Origin of the sequence: Streptomyces venezuelae (assembly GCF_008642375.1) — a bacterium.
In the GTDB taxonomy this organism is placed as follows: domain Bacteria; phylum Actinomycetota; class Actinomycetes; order Streptomycetales; family Streptomycetaceae; genus Streptomyces; species Streptomyces venezuelae_G.
On the sequence record NZ_CP029194.1, the window covers coordinates 5,827,391 to 5,843,603 of the forward strand.

General features: G+C 71.9%; 14 protein-coding genes. 10 read left to right on the plus strand and 4 right to left on the minus strand.

Annotation, left to right across the window (positions count from 1 at the left end):
- Positions 1-15 precede the first annotated feature (15 nt).
- Positions 16-1,005: a DNA polymerase III subunit delta gene (holA, locus tag DEJ46_RS26700; RefSeq protein WP_150270328.1), complete on the plus strand. Its 990-nt coding sequence runs from the start codon at positions 16-18 to the stop codon at positions 1,003-1,005.
- A gap of 610 nt (positions 1,006-1,615) precedes the next feature.
- Here holA and rpsT read toward each other — a convergent pair.
- Entirely contained in the window at positions 1,616-1,882 is a 267-nt protein-coding gene (gene rpsT, locus DEJ46_RS26705; RefSeq protein WP_150270330.1) for a 30S ribosomal protein S20, read from the minus strand.
- 184 nt (positions 1,883-2,066) lie between these two features.
- Here rpsT and lepA point away from each other — a divergent pair, with 184 nt between their 5' ends.
- From lepA to hemW, 3 genes are all read left to right on the plus strand, one after another.
- On the plus strand, positions 2,067-3,932 hold the full coding sequence (gene lepA / locus DEJ46_RS26710; RefSeq protein WP_150270332.1) for a translation elongation factor 4: 1,866 nt from the start codon (positions 2,067-2,069) through the stop codon (positions 3,930-3,932).
- Between the two features lie 206 nt (positions 3,933-4,138).
- Positions 4,139-6,013 carry an AMP-dependent synthetase/ligase gene (locus DEJ46_RS26715; protein ID WP_150270334.1) on the plus strand — a complete coding sequence of 625 codons (1,875 nt, stop codon included), beginning with the start codon at positions 4,139-4,141 and terminating at the stop codon, positions 6,011-6,013.
- A 90-nt stretch (positions 6,014-6,103) separates the two neighbouring features.
- Positions 6,104-7,336, plus strand: coding sequence for a radical SAM family heme chaperone HemW (hemW, locus tag DEJ46_RS26720; protein WP_150270336.1), 1,233 nt, complete (start codon positions 6,104-6,106; stop codon positions 7,334-7,336).
- 39 nt (positions 7,337-7,375) lie between these two features.
- Here hemW and DEJ46_RS26725 read toward each other — a convergent pair whose 3' ends face one another.
- Complete coding sequence (locus tag DEJ46_RS26725; protein ID WP_150270338.1) at positions 7,376-8,182, minus strand: DUF3097 domain-containing protein; 807 nt, start codon at positions 8,180-8,182, stop codon at positions 7,376-7,378.
- A gap of 10 nt (positions 8,183-8,192) precedes the next feature.
- Entirely contained in the window at positions 8,193-8,921 is a 729-nt protein-coding gene (locus DEJ46_RS26730) for an MBL fold metallo-hydrolase (RefSeq protein WP_150270340.1), read from the minus strand.
- Positions 8,922-9,069: 148 nt separating this feature from the next.
- Between DEJ46_RS26730 and hrcA the strand changes: the two genes are divergently transcribed.
- The 4 genes from hrcA to DEJ46_RS26750 all read left to right on the plus strand — a co-directional run bounded on the left by hrcA (position 9,070) and on the right by DEJ46_RS26750 (position 13,216).
- Complete coding sequence (gene hrcA / locus DEJ46_RS26735; protein WP_024759069.1) at positions 9,070-10,089, plus strand: heat-inducible transcriptional repressor HrcA; 1,020 nt, start codon at positions 9,070-9,072, stop codon at positions 10,087-10,089.
- A complete protein-coding gene (gene dnaJ / locus DEJ46_RS26740; RefSeq protein WP_150270342.1) occupies positions 10,090-11,226 on the plus strand; it encodes a molecular chaperone DnaJ in 1,137 nt (378 codons plus the stop codon).
- 167 nt (positions 11,227-11,393) lie between these two features.
- Positions 11,394-12,476: a nitronate monooxygenase gene (locus tag DEJ46_RS26745; protein WP_150270344.1), complete on the plus strand. Its 1,083-nt coding sequence runs from the start codon at positions 11,394-11,396 to the stop codon at positions 12,474-12,476.
- Complete coding sequence (locus DEJ46_RS26750) at positions 12,473-13,216, plus strand: 16S rRNA (uracil(1498)-N(3))-methyltransferase (RefSeq protein WP_150270346.1); 744 nt, start codon at positions 12,473-12,475, stop codon at positions 13,214-13,216. The genes DEJ46_RS26745 and DEJ46_RS26750 overlap by 4 nt, the downstream gene beginning before the upstream one ends.
- On the opposite strand, the gene DEJ46_RS26760 is transcribed toward DEJ46_RS26750, so the two are convergent.
- Entirely contained in the window at positions 13,213-13,677 is a 465-nt protein-coding gene (locus DEJ46_RS26760; RefSeq protein WP_223835102.1) for a hypothetical protein, read from the minus strand. The genes DEJ46_RS26750 and DEJ46_RS26760 overlap by 4 nt on opposite strands.
- Positions 13,678-13,770: 93 nt before the next feature.
- Here DEJ46_RS26760 and DEJ46_RS26765 point away from each other — a divergent pair, with 93 nt between their 5' ends.
- Positions 13,771-15,114 carry an ATP-binding protein gene (locus tag DEJ46_RS26765; protein WP_150270348.1) on the plus strand — a complete coding sequence of 448 codons (1,344 nt, stop codon included), beginning with the start codon at positions 13,771-13,773 and terminating at the stop codon, positions 15,112-15,114.
- Positions 15,111-16,205, plus strand: a complete 1,095-nt coding sequence (locus DEJ46_RS26770; RefSeq protein ID WP_150270350.1) for a tetratricopeptide repeat protein — start codon at positions 15,111-15,113, stop codon at positions 16,203-16,205. The genes DEJ46_RS26765 and DEJ46_RS26770 overlap by 4 nt, the downstream gene beginning before the upstream one ends.
- Positions 16,206-16,213: the final 8 nt, after the last annotated feature.

Below are 16,213 nucleotides of genomic sequence, written 5' to 3' on the forward strand. Positions count from 1 at the left end.
GGATGCTGGATCGCGATGGCCACCAGAAAGACTTCCCCCGACGACCTCCTCGGCCCCGTGACGCTCGCCGTGGGGCAGGAGGACCTGCTCCTCGACCGCGTCGTCCAGGAGGTGGTGGCGGCCGCCAGGGCCGCCGACGCCGACACGGACGTGCGGGACCTCACCTCCGACCAGCTCCAGCCCGGGTCGCTGGCGGAGCTGACCAGCCCCTCGCTCTTCGCCGAGCGCAAGGTCCTGATCGTGCGGAACGCGCAGGACCTCTCCGCCGACACGATCAAGGACGTCAAGGCCTACCTCGACGACCCGGTCGAGGACATCTCGCTCGTCCTGCTCCACGCCGGCGGCGCGAAGGGCAAGGGCCTGCTCGACGCGGCGCGGAAGGCGGGCGCGCGGGAGGTGGCCTGCCCGAAGACGACGAAGCCGGCGGAGCGGCTGACGTTCGTACGGCAGGAGTTCCGGGCGCTCGGCCGCGCGGCGACGCCGGAGGCGTGCCAGGCGCTGGTGGACTCGATCGGCAGCGACCTGCGGGAGCTGGCGTCCGCGTGCGCGCAGCTGACGGCGGACGTCGACGGCACGATCGACGAGGCGGTCGTCGGGCGCTACTACACCGGCCGTGCCGAGGCCTCGTCCTTCAACGTGGCCGACCGGGCCGTGGAGGGACGCGCCGCGGAGGCCCTGGAGGCGCTGCGGTGGTCGCTCTCGACCGGGGTGGCGCCGGTCCTCATCACCAGCGCGTTGGCGCAGGGCGTACGGGCGATCGGCAAGCTCTCGTCGGCGAGGGGTGGGCGGCCGGCGGATCTGGCGCGTGAGCTGGGCATGCCGCCCTGGAAGATCGACCGCGTGCGGCAGCAGATGCGGGGCTGGACCCCTGACGGCGTCTCCCTCGCACTCCGTGCGATCGCGGACGCGGACGCGGGGGTGAAGGGCGGGGGCGACGATCCCGAGTACGCCCTGGAGAAGGCGGTGGTCGCGGTGGCGCGGGCGGCGAGGATGCGGCGGGGGTAGCTGGGGCGAGTACCGGTTGCCGTGCCGTGCCGTGCCGTGCCGTGCCGTGCCCTGCCCTGCCCTGCCCTGCCCTGCCGGGGCGGTGGGCCGGTGCGGGGTGGTTCGTGGCTGGCGCCTGAGTCGATTTCCCCGCCCCTTCCCGAAACCCTGCCGGGGGCTGGTGGGGGATGAGGTTGTTCTCCGGGGGCTCTGCCCCCGGAGACCCGGAGGAGCCGGCGGCAGCTTCGCGCCGCGGGGTGTCGGCCCCGGCCCCCGGGGAGGGGCGTCGGCAGCTTCGCGCCGTGGGCTCCGCTCTCGGTCCCGGAGGGCCAGCGGCAGTTTTGCGTCGCGGGGAGTCGGCTCTCTCCCCCCAGGATCAGCCGCGATCAACCGCGACCTCGTGCCGTCCGGCGTCGGTTTCTCCGGTCCGGTGCTACGCATCGGGGCATCCCGGTCCCCAGACGCGGCGAAGGCCCCGGCGGCTCCTGGGGGAGGAGGCGGCGGGGCCTTCGGCGTTACAGCTGGGTGGGCTCGCACCCGCGTGGCGAACGCGTCCGCGTGCGAGTCCTGGTGGTCGGCGGGAGCGGGAGAGAGGGCCCGCTGGGTCCCGTACGACCGGTTACATCAGAGCTCAGCCCTGGAGGGAGGCAACCTTGGTGGCCAGCGCCGACTTCTTGTTGGCGGCGGCGTTCTTGTGGATGACACCCTTCGAGACAGCCTTGTCGAGCTGACGCGAGGCGGCACGAGTGGCAACGGTGGCCTTCTCGAAGTCGCCGGCGGCGACAGCCTCACGGGCCTTGCGGATCGCGGTCTTGAGCGACGACTTGACGGCCTTGTTGCGCAGGCGCGCCTTCTCGTTGGTCTTGTTCCGCTTGATCTGGGACTTGATGTTCGCCACGAAAAGAGCCTTTACAGGTTCGATGTTCCTTCTGGAGTGTGACTCGCAGCTGAGAGGGCACACGAGGCACAGCTGTCCACAGTATCAGTCACCCGCGGGGCCGCCCAAACCGGGCGCAGGGCGGCGGGCATGGGACCATGGAGCCTACGTATCGATCCGACATCGCCCCGAGACGAGACCCTGCGTGCCCGCGACTCCTACCAACGTGCCCGAGCCGAGCCGTACCGACCCGGCTCTGATCCGCAACTTCTGCATCATCGCGCACATCGACCACGGCAAGTCCACGCTCGCCGACCGGATGCTCCAGCTCACCGGTGTGGTCGACCAGCGGCAGATGCGTGCCCAGTATCTCGACCGGATGGACATCGAGCGGGAGCGCGGCATCACGATCAAGTCCCAGGCGGTCCGGCTGCCGTGGGCGCCCACCGACGGGCAGGGTGAGGGCAGGACCCACATCCTGAACATGATCGACACCCCCGGGCACGTCGACTTCACCTATGAGGTCTCCCGGTCGCTCGCCGCGTGTGAGGGCACGATCCTGCTGGTCGACGCTGCGCAGGGCATCGAGGCGCAGACGCTGGCCAACCTCTACCTGGCCATGGAGAACGACCTCACCATCGTTCCCGTGCTGAACAAGATCGACCTGCCCGCCGCCCAGCCGGAGAAGTTCTCCGAGGAGCTGGCCAACCTCATCGGCTGCCAGCCGGAGGACGTGCTGAAGGTCTCCGCCAAGACCGGCATGGGCGTCGAGGCGCTGCTCGACCGCGTCGTCCGGGACGTGCCGGCTCCGGTCGGTGTCGCCGACGCGCCCGCCCGCGCGATGATCTTCGACTCCGTCTACGACTCGTACCGCGGTGTCGTGACGTACGTCCGTGTCGTCGACGGCCAGCTCAACAAGCGCGAGCGCATCAAGATGATGTCGACCGGGGCCACCCACGAGCTGCTGGAGATCGGCGTCTCGTCCCCCGAGATGACCGCGTCCGACGGGCTCGGCGTCGGTGAGGTCGGCTACCTCATCACCGGTGTGAAGGACGTCCGCCAGTCCAAGGTCGGTGACACGATCACCTCCCTGAACAAGGGCGCGACCGAGGCGCTCGGCGGCTACAAGGACCCCAAGCCGATGGTGTTCTCGGGTCTCTACCCGCTGGACGGCTCGGAGTACCCGGACCTCCGCGAGGCTCTCGACAAGCTGCAGCTCAACGACGCCGCGCTCGTCTACGAGCCGGAGACCTCCGCCGCGCTCGGCTTCGGCTTCCGCGTCGGCTTCCTGGGTCTTCTCCACCTCGACGTCATCCGCGAGCGGCTCGAGCGCGAGTTCGGGCTCGACCTCATCGCCACCGCCCCCAACGTGGTCTACCGCGTGGTCATGGAGGACGGCAGCGAGCACACGGTCACGAACCCGAGTGAGTTCCCCGAGGGCAAGATCAATGACGTGTTCGAGCCCGTCGTGCGGGCGACGATCCTCGCCCCGAGCGAGTTCATCGGCGCGATCATGGAGCTGTGCCAGACCCGTCGCGGCACCCTGATCGGCATGGACTACCTCTCCGAGGACCGGGTCGAGATCCGCTACACCCTGCCCCTCGCGGAGATCGTCTTCGACTTCTTCGACCAGCTGAAGTCCAAGACGCGCGGTTACGCCTCCCTCGACTACGAGCCCACGGGCGAGCAGGCCTCCAGCCTGGTCAAGGTCGACATCCTGCTGCACGGCGACAAGGTCGACGCGTTCTCCGCCGTCACCCACAAGGACGCCGCGTACGCCTACGGTGTGCGGCTCGTCGCCAAGCTCCGCGAGCTCATCCCGCGCCAGGCCTTCGAGGTGCCGATCCAGGCCGCCATCGGCTCCCGGGTCATCGCCCGCGAGACCATCCGCGCCATCCGGAAGGACGTCCTCGCCAAGTGCTACGGCGGTGACATCTCCCGTAAGCGGAAGCTGCTGGAGAAGCAGAAGGAAGGCAAGAAGCGCATGAAGATGGTCGGCTCGGTGGAGGTGCCGCAGGAGGCCTTCATCGCCGTCCTGTCGAGCGACGAGTCCTCCTCCAAGAAGAAGTAGCCGGGAACGTCAGAAGCAGGTGCCTTGCGCATCGAACGGGTCCACGTGCCGACGGCGCGTGGACCCGTTCGTTACCAAGCGGGGGCTTGCAAGCTCTTACGCGCCAGTCCTCGGGCCCTTACTCTGATCCCGAATCGAAGGTTACTCGCCAGTTAGTTACGTAGTTACGCACCGCCAGCAGGCACCGCCGCCGCCCGGAGGACGTCGTGAGCGACACACAGACCCTGATCGAGAACCGGCCGCCCTCCGTGGCGACCCTCTTCCTTGAGCGCGTCGAGCGGACTCCCGACGCGGAGGCCTACCGGTACCCGGTCCCCGCCGCGTCCGGCACCGGCCCCGACGACTGGAAGTCGCTCAGTTGGGGGCAGGCCGCCGAGCGGGTCTACGCGATCGCCGCCGGCCTGATCGACCTCGGCGTGCAGCCCGAGGAGCGCGTCGCCCTCGCCTCCTCCACCCGGGTGGAGTGGGTCCTCGCCGACCTCGGTGTGATGTGCGCGGGCGCCGCGACGACCACCATCTACCCGCAGACGAACGCCGAGGAGTCGGCGTTCATCCTCGCGGACTCCGAGTCCAAGGTTCTGATCGCCGAGGACGCGGTCCAGGTGGCCAAGGCGCGCGAGCGCCGCTCCGAGCTGCCCGACCTCCACCACGTCGTGGTCGTCGACCCCGAGGGCGTGGAGACCGACGACTGGGTCCTCTCGCTCGCCGACCTGGAAGCGCGCGGCAAGGCGTACCTGGAGAAGAACGCCGAGGCCGTCAAGGAGCGGGTCGCCGCGATCACCGCCGACCAGCTCGCCACCCTCATCTACACCTCGGGCACCACCGGCCGCCCCAAGGGCGTCCGCCTCCCGCACGACAACTGGTCGTACATGGCCAAGGCCATCGCCGCCACCGGCCTCGTCACCAAGGACGACGTCCAGTACCTGTGGCTGCCGCTCGCCCACGTCTTCGGCAAGGTGCTGACCTCCGGCCAGATCGAGGTCGGACACGTCACCGCCCTCGACGGCCGGATCGACAAGATCATCGTGAACCTGCCGATCGTGCAGCCGACCTACATGGCGGCCGTCCCGCGCATCTTCGAGAAGGTCTACAACGGGGTCGCCGCCAAGGCCCGCGAGGGCGGCGGCGCGAAGTACAAGATCTTCCAGTGGTCGGCCGGCGTCGCCCGCGAGTACGCCAAGGTCACCCAGGACAACTTCCGCCGCACCGGCACGGCCTCGGCCCCCTTCGGCCTCACGGCCAAGCACAAGGTCGCCGACGCGCTGGTCTACAAGAAGCTCCGCGAGGCCTTCGGCGGACGCCTGCGCGCCGCCGTCTCCGGCTCCGTCGCCCTGGCACCCGAGATCGGCTACTTCTTCTCCGGCGCCGGCATCCACATCCTGGAGGGCTACGGCCTGACGGAGTCCAGCGCCGCCTCCTTCGTCAACCCGGGCGAGGCGTACCGCACCGGTACCGTCGGCAAGCCGCTCCCCGGCACCGAGGTCCGGATCGCCGACGACGGCGAGATCCTGCTGCGCGGCCCCGGCATCATGGAGGGCTACCACCGCCTGCCGGAGAAGACGGCCGAGGTCCTGGAGCCGGACGGCTGGTTCCACACCGGCGACATCGGCGAGCTGTCCGCCGACGGGTACCTGCGGATCACCGACCGCAAGAAGGACCTGTTCAAGACCTCCGGCGGCAAGTACATCGCCCCGACCGAGGTCGAGGGCCAGTTCAAGGCCGTCTGCCCGTTCGTCTCCAACATCGTGGTGCTCGGCGCCGACCGGAACTACTGCTCCGCGCTCATCGCCCTCGACGAGCCCGCCATCCTCGGCTGGGCCGCCGAGCAGGGCCTCACCGGCAAGACGTACGCGGAGGTCGTCGCCGCCCCGGAGACCGAGAAGCTGGTCCAGGGGTACGTCGACCGCCTCAACGAGAACCTCCAGCGCTGGCAGACGATCAAGAAGTTCCGTCTGCTGCCGCGCGACCTCGACGTCGAGCACGGCGAGCTGACCCCGTCGCTGAAGATGAAGCGGCCCGTCGTGGAGCGCACGTACCAGCACCTCATCGACGCGATGTACGAGGGCTCGCGCGAGGCGTAGCCGCAGTGGCCGCCGCCGCACGGTGGGCGTGGTCGCGGCGGTTTTCCACAGGCCGGAGGTTCGCCTCGGGCGGTACGGGACAATGGGCTCATGCCTTCCGTACTGCCCGATGGTGAGAACGTCCCCGACGACGGGGCGCTGCCCCCGCACGCCCTGGAAGGGGCGGGGGAGCGGCCCCTCGGGTTCTACCTGCACGTGCCGTACTGCGCGACGCGCTGCGGCTACTGCGACTTCAACACGTACACCGCGAGCGAGCTGCGCGGTGCCGGCGGCGTGCTCGCCTCCCGGGACAACTACGCCGGGCAGGTCGCCGAGGAGATCCGGCTCGCCCGGAAGGTCCTCGGCGACGACCCCAGGCCGGTGCGGACCGTCTTCGTCGGCGGCGGCACGCCCACGCTGCTCGCCGCCGGTGACCTCGTACGGATGCTGGGGGCCGTCCGCGACGAGTTCGGGCTCGCGGACGACGCCGAGGTGACGACGGAGGCGAATCCGGAGTCCGTGAACCCCGCGTATCTGGCGGAGCTGCGGGAGGGCGGGTTCAACCGGATCTCCTTCGGCATGCAGAGCGCCAAGCAGCACGTCCTGAAGATCCTCGACCGGACCCACACCCCCGGTCGCCCCGAGGCGTGCGTCGCGGAGGCGCGGGCCGCCGGGTTCGAGCACGTCAACCTCGACCTGATCTACGGCACGCCCGGGGAGTCCGACGACGACTGGCGTGCTTCCCTCGACGCGGCCATCGGCGCCGGGCCCGACCACGTCAGCGCGTACGCCCTGATCGTCGAGGAAGGGACGCAGCTCGCCCGCCGGATCCGGCGCGGCGAGGTGCCGATGACCGACGACGACGTGCACGCCGACCGGTACCTGATCGCGGACGCGGCCTTCGAGGAGGCGGGGTTCTCCTGGTACGAGGTGTCCAACTGGGCCACCTCCGAGGCCGGGCGCTGCCTCCACAACGAGCTGTACTGGCGCGGCGCCGACTGGTGGGGCGCCGGGCCGGGCGCGCACTCGCACGTGGGCGGGGTGCGGTGGTGGAACGTGAAGCATCCGGGGGCGTACGCGGCGGCGCTGGGGGCCGGGAAGTCGCCCGGTGCCGGGCGGGAGCTCCTCTCGGAGGAGGACCGCCGGGTGGAGCGGGTGCTGCTGGAGCTGCGGCTGCGGGACGGGTGCCCGCTGGATCTGCTGAAGCCCGCAGGGCTTGCGGCCGCCGGGCGGGCGCTTGGGGATGGGCTCCTCGACCCCGGGTCGTACGAGGACGGGCGCGCGGTGCTGACCCTGCGGGGTCGGCTGCTGGCCGACGCGGTGGTGCGGGACCTGGTGGACTGAGGTCCAGGCCCGGGAGCGACGACCACCGCGCGGGGCCCGCTACGGAGCCGTCACGAAGTCGATCAGTTCCTCCACTCGGCCCAGGAGCTCCGGCTCCAGGTCCTTGTAGGACGTGACCTTCGACAGGATGTGCTGCCAGGCCGCGCCCGTGTTGTCCGAGGGCCAGCCCAGGGCGCGGCAGACGCCCGTCTTCCAGTCCTGGCCGCGGGGGACCGTCGGCCAGGTCCTGATGCCGACCGAGGACGGTTTCACCGCCTCCCAGACGTCGATGTACGGGTGGCCGACCACCAGGACGTCCGGGGACGTGACCTGCGCGGCGATCCGGCTCTCCTTCGAGCCGGGGACCAGGTGGTCCACCAGGACGCCCAGTCGGGCGTCCGGTGCCGGGCCGAACTCAGCCACGATCGACGGCAGGTCGTCGATGCCCTCCAGGTACTCGACGACCACGCCCTCGATCCGCAGGTCGTCGCCCCAGACCCGCTCGACGAGTTCGGCGTCGTGCCGGCCCTCCACGTAGATCCGGCCCGCCCGCGCCACGCGCGCCCGCGCGCCCGGGACGGCGATCGAACCGGAGGCCGTACGGGTGGGGCGTACCGGGGCCGCCGCGGCCGGGCGGACCAGGGTCACGACCCTGCCCTCCAGGAGGAAGCCGCGCGGCTCCATCGGGAAGACCCGGTGCTTGCCGAAGCGGTCCTCCAGGGTCACCGTGCCCGCCTCGCAGCGGATCACCGCCCCGCAGAAGCCCGTGGCGACCTCCTCCACGACGAGGTCGGGATCGGCCGGGATCTCCGGAACGGCCTTCGGCTTCTTCCAGGCAGGGGTCAGGTCCGGGTCGTAGCTGCGCATCTGCGCGACGTTATGACACGGCGAAGCGGCGTGCCAGTTCCTCGCGCTGTGTCCGGACGAACGTGGCGTCCACCACTGCCCCGTGGCCCGGCACGTACACCGCGTCCTCGCCGCCGAGCGACAGCAGCCGGTCCAGCGCGTCCGGCCAGCGGGACGGGATCGCGTCCGGTCCGGCCTGCGGCTCGCCCGACTCCTCCACCAGGTCCCCGCAGAAGACGACCTCCCGCTCTCCGGGGACGAAGAGCGCCAGGTCGTGGCCCGTGTGGCCGGGGCCGATGTTCGCCAGGAGCACCTGCCGGCCGCCCAGGTCGAGCGTCCACTCGCCCGACACCACGTGCCGCGGGGCCACCAGCACGTCCACCGCCTCCGCCGCCGCCGCGGCGTCGAGCCCGTGCCGTACCGCGTCCGAGCGCAGGGCCTCCCGGTCCTGCGCCCGGGCCAGGAGGTCGTCCGACCCCACCGCGCCGAAGACCTCCGCACCCGCGAACGCCGCCGTCCCGAAGACATGGTCGAAGTGAGGGTGGCTCAGTGCGATGTGCGTCACTCTTCGGCCGTCCGTCAGCGCCGCGATCTTCGCCCGGAGCTCGACGCCCTCCGCGAGCGACGAGCCCGTGTCGTACAGCAGTACCGCCTCCGCCCCCACGACCAGGCCCACCGTGGCGTCCCAGCCGGGCAGTCGGACCCTGCCGACTCCGCGTGCCAGCCGTTCCCACCCGTACGCTTCCCAATCGATGTCCATGGGGCGACGCTAACCGCTGCGTGCCCGCCTCCTTGCCAGGAGCGTTGTCCGCCGCCGTACACTGGCCGGGGGATTGCTGGCACTCGGGCGGGGTGAGTGCCAAAAGCGGAGCAACCGGAACGACGACGACAGCTGGAGGTGCGCACGAATGCTCAGCGAACGCAGACTCGAGGTCCTGCGCGCCATCGTCCAGGACTACGTCGGGACGGAGGAGCCGGTCGGCTCGAAGGCGCTCACCGAGCGCCACAAGCTCGGCGTCTCGCCCGCCACCGTCCGCAACGACATGGCGGTGCTGGAGGAGGAGGGGTACATCGCCCAGCCCCACACCAGCGCCGGCCGTATCCCGACCGACAAGGGCTACCGGCTCTTCGTCGACCGGCTGGCCGGCGTCAAGCCGCTGTCGACGCCCGAGCGGCGGGCCATCCACAACTTCCTCGACGGCGCGGTCGACCTCGACGACGTCGTCGGCCGTACGGTGCGGCTGCTCGCGCAGCTGACCCGTCAGGTCGCCGTCGTCCAGTACCCCTCGCTGACCCGTTCGACCGTCCGGCACGTGGAGCTGCTCGCGCTGGCCCCGGCCCGCCTGATGCTCGTGCTCATCACGGACACCGGCCGCGTCGAACAGCGCGTCATCGACTGCCCCGCGCCCTTCGGCGAGACCTCCCTCGCCGACCTGCGGGCCCGGCTCAACAGCCGGGTCGTCGGCCGCCGGTTCGCCGACGTGCCGCAGCTGGTGCAGGACCTCCCCGAGTCCTTCGAGGAGCTCGAGGACCGCGCCACGGTCTCGACCGTGCTCGCGACCCTCCTCGAGACGCTCGTGGAGGAGCACGAGGAGCGGCTGATGATCGGCGGCACCGCCAATCTCACCCGCTTCGGACACGACTTCCCCCTGATGATCAGGCCAGTCCTGGAAGCCTTGGAGGAGCAGGTCGTGCTCCTCAAGCTGCTCGGCGAGGCCAAGGAATCGGGCATGACCGTACGCATCGGGCACGAGAACGCCCACGAGGGGCTGAGCTCCACCTCGGTCGTCTCGGTCGGCTACGGTTCGGGCGGCGAAGCAGTCGCCAAACTCGGCGTGGTCGGACCGACCCGCATGGACTACCCCGGAACGATGGGAGCGGTACGCGCAGTGGCACGTTACGTCGGACAGATCCTGGCGGAGTCGTAAGTGGCCACGGACTACTACGCCGTACTCGGCGTGCGCCGCGACGCTTCCCAGGACGAGATCAAGAAGGCCTTCCGGAGGCTCGCGCGCGAGCTGCACCCGGACGTCAATCCCGATCCGAAGACGCAGGAACGCTTCAAGGAGATCAACGCCGCCTACGAGGTCCTCTCGGACCCGCAGAAGAAGCAGGTCTACGACCTCGGCGGCGACCCGCTCTCGGCCTCCGGCGGCGGTGGCGCGGGTGGCTTCGGCGCGGGTGGCTTCGGCAACTTCTCCGACATCATGGACGCCTTCTTCGGCACGTCCCAGCAGCGCGGTCCGCGTTCGCGCACGCGCCGCGGCCAGGACGCCATGATCCGCCTGGAGATCGACCTCAACGAGGCGGCCTTCGGCACCACCAAGGACATCCAGGTCGACACGGCCGTCGTCTGCACCACCTGTTCGGGTGAGGGCGCGGCCCCCGGCACGTCCGCGCAGACCTGTGACATGTGTCGCGGCCGCGGTGAGGTCTCCCAGGTCACCCGGTCCTTCCTGGGCCAGGTCATGACCTCCCGGCCCTGCCCGCAGTGCCAGGGCTTCGGCACCGTCGTCCCGACCCCGTGCCCCGAGTGCGCGGGCGACGGCCGGGTCCGGTCCCGCCGCACGCTCACCGTCAAGATCCCGGCCGGTGTCGACAACGGCACCCGGATCCAGCTCGCGGGCGAGGGTGAGGTCGGCCCCGGCGGCGGCCCCGCCGGCGACCTGTACGTCGAGATCCACGAGATCCCGCACGAGACGTTCCAGCGGCGGGGCGACGACCTGCACTGCACGGTGACCATCCCGATGACGGCCGGCGCGCTCGGCACGAAGGTGCCGCTGCAGACCCTCGACGGCATCGAGGAGATCGACATCCGTCCGGGCACCCAGTCCGGCCAGTCGGTCCCGCTGCACGGCCGAGGCATCACGCACCTGCGGGGCAACGGCCGGGGCGACCTGATCGTGCACGTCGAGGTGCAGACCCCGGGCAAGCTCGACGCGGAGCAGGAGCGGCTCCTGCGCGAGCTGGCCAAGCTCCGCGGCGAGGAGCGCCCCACCGGGCAGTTCCAGCCGGGGCAGCAGGGCTTGTTCTCGCGTCTGAAGGATGCGTTCAACGGGCGGTAGACGCTCGGCAAAGGGCTGTTTCCGCGCCTGAAGTACGCCTTCAACGGGCGGTGGGCGCTCGGCTCCCAGCCGGTGACAAGGGCGGTATCCGTGGTTCACGGGTGCCGCCCTTTCCCTGTCCCGCCTACCGATTCGGCCCGCCGACACGGCCATGAAACGATGCCCGTATGTCCACCACCGCACTGAACGATCTCTTTCGGTTTCCGATCGTGCAGGCCCCCATGGCGGGTGGCGCTTCCTGTCCCGAGCTCGTCGGAGCCGTCTGCAAGGCCGGTGCGCTCGGGTTCCTGGCCGGCGGGTACAAGACGGCCGGAGGCCTGTACCAGGAGATCAAGCAGGTACGCGGGCTCACCTCGCGGCCCTTCGGCGTCAACCTCTTCATGCCGCCGGGCGGCCCGCACGCCGACCCCGCCGCCGTCGAGGTCTACCGGCACCAGCTCGCGGGCGAGGCGACCTGGTACGACACCTCCCTCGGCGAGGCCGACGACGGCCGTGACGACGGCTACGACGCCAAGCTGGCGATCCTCCTGGAGGACCCGGTCCGTGTCGTCTCCTTCACCTTCGGCTGCCCCGCCCCCGAGACGCTCGCCGCCTTCGCCCGTGCCGGAACGTTCACGCTCGTCACCGTCACCTCCGCCGAGGACGCCGTCGCCGCCGAGCGGGCCGGTGCCGACGCCGTCTGCGTCCAGGGCGCCGAGGCCGGCGGCCACCAGAGCACGTACCGCGACGACCCGGCCGACGACGGCACCCCGGGGACCGGACTCCTCGCCCTCGTCACCCAGGTCCGCGAGAGCGTCGCGCTGCCGATCGTCGCCACCGGCGGGATCATGCGGGGCGCGCAGATCGCCGCCGCCCTCGCCGCCGGGGCCGACGCCGCCCAGCTCGGCACCGCCTTCCTCTCCTGCCCGGAGTCCGGCGCGCACCCGCTGCACAAGCGGGCCCTGACCGATCCGCTCTTCACCCGGACCGCCTTCACCCGGGCCTTCTCCGGGCGTCCGGCGCGTGGACTCGTCAACCGCTTCATGCGCGAACACGGGCCGTACGCCCCCGCCGCCTACCCCGAGGTCCACCACCTCACCGCCCCGCTCCGCAAGGCCGCCGCCACCTCCGGCGACGCCCAGGGCATGGCCCTGTGGGCCGGGCAGGGCCACCGTCTCGCCCGCGAACTCCCCGCCGGGCAGCTCGTCGAGGTCCTGGCCGCCGAACTCGACACCGCACTCTCCGACCTGGCTCACAGGAGCGCCTCATGACCGCACCCGTCTTCGTCGTCGACACGATCCCCGACACCCGCCTCTTCGTCCTGGACGGGCCCGAGGGCCGGCACGCCGTCTCCGTGAAGCGGCTGAACCCGGGGGAGGACGTCGTGCTGACCGACGGCCGGGGCCGCTGGGCCGACTGCGTGGTGTCCGCCGCGGAGGGCAAGGACCGGCTGACGGTGGAGCTCTCCACCGTGCACGAGGACCCCGAGGAGCAGCCGCACGTCACCGTCGTCCAGGCGCTGCCCAAGGGCGACCGGGGCGAACTCGCCGTCGAGACCATGACGGAGACCGGTGTCGACGCGATCGTGCCCTGGGCCGCCTCCCGCTGCATCACCCAGTGGAAGGGCGACCGGGGCCTCAAGGCGCTCGCCAAGTGGCGCTCCACCGCCCGCGAGGCGGGCAAGCAGTCGCGCCGCACCCGCTTCCCCGAGGTCGCCGACCCGATGACGACCAAGCAGGTCGCCGCCCTCCTCGCCGCCGCCGACTTCGCCGGTGTCCTGCACGAGGACCGCGAGCACGGGAGCGACGCCCTGGCCACCGCCGAACTGCCCGCGAAGGGCTCGATCGTGCTGGTCGTCGGCCCCGAGGGCGGTGTCTCCCCGGACGAGCTCGCGGCCTTCGAGGCGGCCGGGGCGAAGCCGTACCGGCTGGGCCGAAGCATCCTGCGCACCTCCACGGCAGGGACGGCGGCGACGGCCCTCGTCCTGGCGCGCACCGGCCGCTGGAGCTAGGGGCAGGACACCCCCGGCAGGGACACCCCCGGCAGGGACACCCCTGGCAGGGACACCCCTGGCAGGGACACCCCCGGCAGGGACACCCCGGCAGGACACCCCTCAGCCTCGTCCGGCTCCGTCAGAGTGTCGTAGAGCGGCCAGGCGTCCTCCTCTCGGACTCCGTGGGCCGTGGGGAGGAGGCCGCGGGTCCCGGCCTCCTCCAGGAAGCGGCGTACGACGCCCGGCTTGTTGAGGTTCAGGATCTCGCCGCCGGCCGAGGCCACGTCGCCCAGGCCGAAGGGGTAGCCGGCCACGATGCGGCCCGGGCCGTCCCGGAAGACCAGGCGGAGCTGGGCGTGCCGGGTCTCCGCGCGGCGCAGGGTGAGGACCGTCCGGCAGTCGGGGTGGCGGTGGCGGACGTTCCAGAGCCACACCGTGCCGTCCACCGTCAGTTCGCGTACCGCGCCGTCCCGTCTCATCCGGCGGAGTGTACGGACGGTGATGCCGGCGGGCGGCGATTTTTGCCGGAACCCGGTGGACGGCCGCCCCCGGGTCCTTCATAGGGTGGCCGCATGGCCGACGAGTCCCCTCTGATCCGCAGTCTGCGCACCGCCGTTGCCGCCGCGCCCGGTGACGTGCCCCTGCGCCTCCACTTCGCCGAGCTGCTCCTTTCCGAGGGACGCAACGAGGAGGCCGTCGCGGAGGCGGCCGTCGCCCTCCAGCACGCGCCCGGGGACGCGGCCGCCCGCGCGCTGATGATGCGGGCCATGGGCGTGCCCCCGGTGTCGGCTCCGGCGCCGGAGCCGGGCCCCGCGCCGGTGCAGCCGCCCGTGGCCGAGAAGCCTGTGGTCGAGAAGCCCGTGGCCGAGAAGCCTGTGGCCGAAAGGCCCGAGACCCCCGCCCCGGCCGACCCCGCCCTCGCCTTCGACTGGGACGCCGCCGAGCAGCAGGTCCAGGACCTCGTCGGCCCCCGCTTCCTCGAGGATCCGCAGGCCGAGGGCGGCGAGGGTGCCGCCGGGGACGCCGCCGCCTGGGACGTGGACGCCCCCGGTGCCGTACGCCTCGCCGACGTCGGCGGCATGGAGGAGGTCAAGGAGCGCCTGGAGGCCGCCTTCCTCGCCCCCATGCGCAATCCCGAACTGCGCAGGCTGTACGGCAAGTCGCTGCGCGGCGGCCTGCTCCTGTACGGGCCGCCCGGCTGCGGCAAGACCTTCATCGCCCGGGCCGTCGCGGGCGAGCTCGGCGCGAACTTCCTCACCGTCTCGCTCTCCGACGTCCTCGACATGTGGATCGGGGCCTCCGAGAAGAACATCCACGACATCTTCGAGACGGCCCGCCGCCAGGCCCCCTGCGTCGTCTTCCTCGACGAGCTGGACGCCCTCGGCGCCAAGCGTTCCCGTACGCACCACAGCGGCCTGCGCAATGTCGTCAACCAGCTCCTCACCGAGCTCGACGGCATCGCGAGCGGCGCCGGCAACGAAGGCGTCTTCGTGCTCGCCGCCACCAACGTGCCCTGGGACGTGGACATCGCGCTGCGCCGCCCCGGCCGTCTCGACCGCACGCTCCTCGTGCTGCCGCCCGACGCCGCCGCCCGGGAGGCGATCCTCCGCTACCACCTGCGCGAGCGCCCCATCGAGGCCGTCGACCTCGGCAAGCTCGTCAACGTCACCGAGGACTTCTCCGGCGCCGACCTCGCCCACCTCTGCGAGTCCGCCGCCGAGGCCGCGCTCCTCGACTCCGCCCGCACCGGCTCCGTACGCCTGATCACCACCAAGGACCTCCTCGGCGCGGCCAAGCAGATCAAGCCGTCCACGGAGCCGTGGTTCGCCGTCGCGCGGAACGTCGCCATGTTCGCCAACGAGGGCGGACTGTACGACGACCTCCTCGCCTACCTGAAGCGGAAGCGCAAGCTGTGACCACTCCGACCGCGCTCCTGCGCGCCGAGGCGCTGTACGACACCGGCCGGTACGAGCAGGCCGGGGCGCTCGTCGCCCAGCATCTGGCGACCGATCCGGAGGATGCCGACGCCCTCGTCCTGCTCGCCCGCTGCCACCACCGGGCCGGCGACGCCCCGGCCGCCCTGGCCGCCGTGGAGGAGGCGCTGCGCGCCCGGCCCGAGCTGCTCATGGGCTGGCTGATGCGCGTCCAGATCCTGCTGGCCCTGAAGCGGTTCCCGGAGGCCGAGGCGAGCGGCCGGCGCGCCGTCGAGCTCGCCCCGCAGTACTGGGGCAGCCACTACGCGCTCGGCACGGCCCTCGCCGAGCACGCCGAGCACGCCCGCTCCCGGGGCCGCGCGGTCGAGGCCTACGAGGCGGCGCGGGCGGCCGTCGCCCTCGGCCCCGAGGAGGACGCGGCGCACTTCCTGGTGGGCCTGACCGCCCAGCGCCGGGGCGACCACGCCACCGCGCAGCGGGCGTACGAGACGGCTCTGCGGCTCAACCCGCAGAGCAGCGAGGCCCACAACAACCTCTCGCTGCTGCGGCTGCGCCGCCGCTGGTTCCGGCGCGGGGCCTGGACGCAGGCCGCCGAGGGCTTCGTGGCCTCCGCCGCGCTCGACCTCGACGACCGCAAGGCCCGCTACAACCTGGAGGCCATGGCCTGGAACACCGCGGCCGGGGCCCGCTGGGTGGCCCTCCTCGGCTTCATCGCCTCCGCCGTCGCCATCGCCTGGATCCCCGTCGGCGCGGGCTGGGCCGACGCGGCCGTCCCGCTCCTGCTCGGCGGGGCCGTGCTCGTCGGGGCCTGGGCCGGGTGGGCGGTGTGGATGGGCCGCCGGGTGCCGCCGCGGCTGCGCCGTCCCCTGCTGCTCGTGGCGCGCAACTGCCGGCCCGTGCTGTTCATGGCCGGGGCCGTCGGACTCCTCGGGCTCTACTCGCTCGCCGAGCTCGCGCTGTGGTCCTTCGACTCGGGGGTGGTGAGCGGCTTGGGCACACCCCTCTTCTGGGGTGTGATCATCACGTACTGGGTGAGCCGCTCGGCCCTGAACCGCCGCGCGCCGAAGGACTGACGGGGGAC

What these genes read in the sequence shown, in the direction of transcription:
- holA (WP_150270328.1), top strand. Translation starts at nt 16, where the DNA reads ATGGCCACCAGAAAGACTTCCCCCGACGACCTCCTCGGCCCCGTGACG.
- DEJ46_RS26725 (WP_150270338.1), bottom strand. Translation starts at nt 8,182, where the DNA reads ATGCGCAGCTACGACCCGGACCTGACCCCTGCCTGGAAGAAGCCGAAG.
- hrcA (WP_024759069.1), top strand. Translation starts at nt 9,070, where the DNA reads ATGCTCAGCGAACGCAGACTCGAGGTCCTGCGCGCCATCGTCCAGGAC.
- DEJ46_RS26765 (WP_150270348.1), top strand. Translation starts at nt 13,771, where the DNA reads ATGGCCGACGAGTCCCCTCTGATCCGCAGTCTGCGCACCGCCGTTGCC.
- DEJ46_RS26750 (WP_150270346.1), top strand. Translation starts at nt 12,473, where the DNA reads ATGACCGCACCCGTCTTCGTCGTCGACACGATCCCCGACACCCGCCTC.
- DEJ46_RS26730 (WP_150270340.1), bottom strand. Translation starts at nt 8,921, where the DNA reads ATGGACATCGATTGGGAAGCGTACGGGTGGGAACGGCTGGCACGCGGA.
- DEJ46_RS26745 (WP_150270344.1), top strand. Translation starts at nt 11,394, where the DNA reads ATGTCCACCACCGCACTGAACGATCTCTTTCGGTTTCCGATCGTGCAG.
- DEJ46_RS26760 (WP_223835102.1), bottom strand. Translation starts at nt 13,677, where the DNA reads ATGAGACGGGACGGCGCGGTACGCGAACTGACGGTGGACGGCACGGTG.
- hemW (WP_150270336.1), top strand. Translation starts at nt 6,104, where the DNA reads ATGCCTTCCGTACTGCCCGATGGTGAGAACGTCCCCGACGACGGGGCG.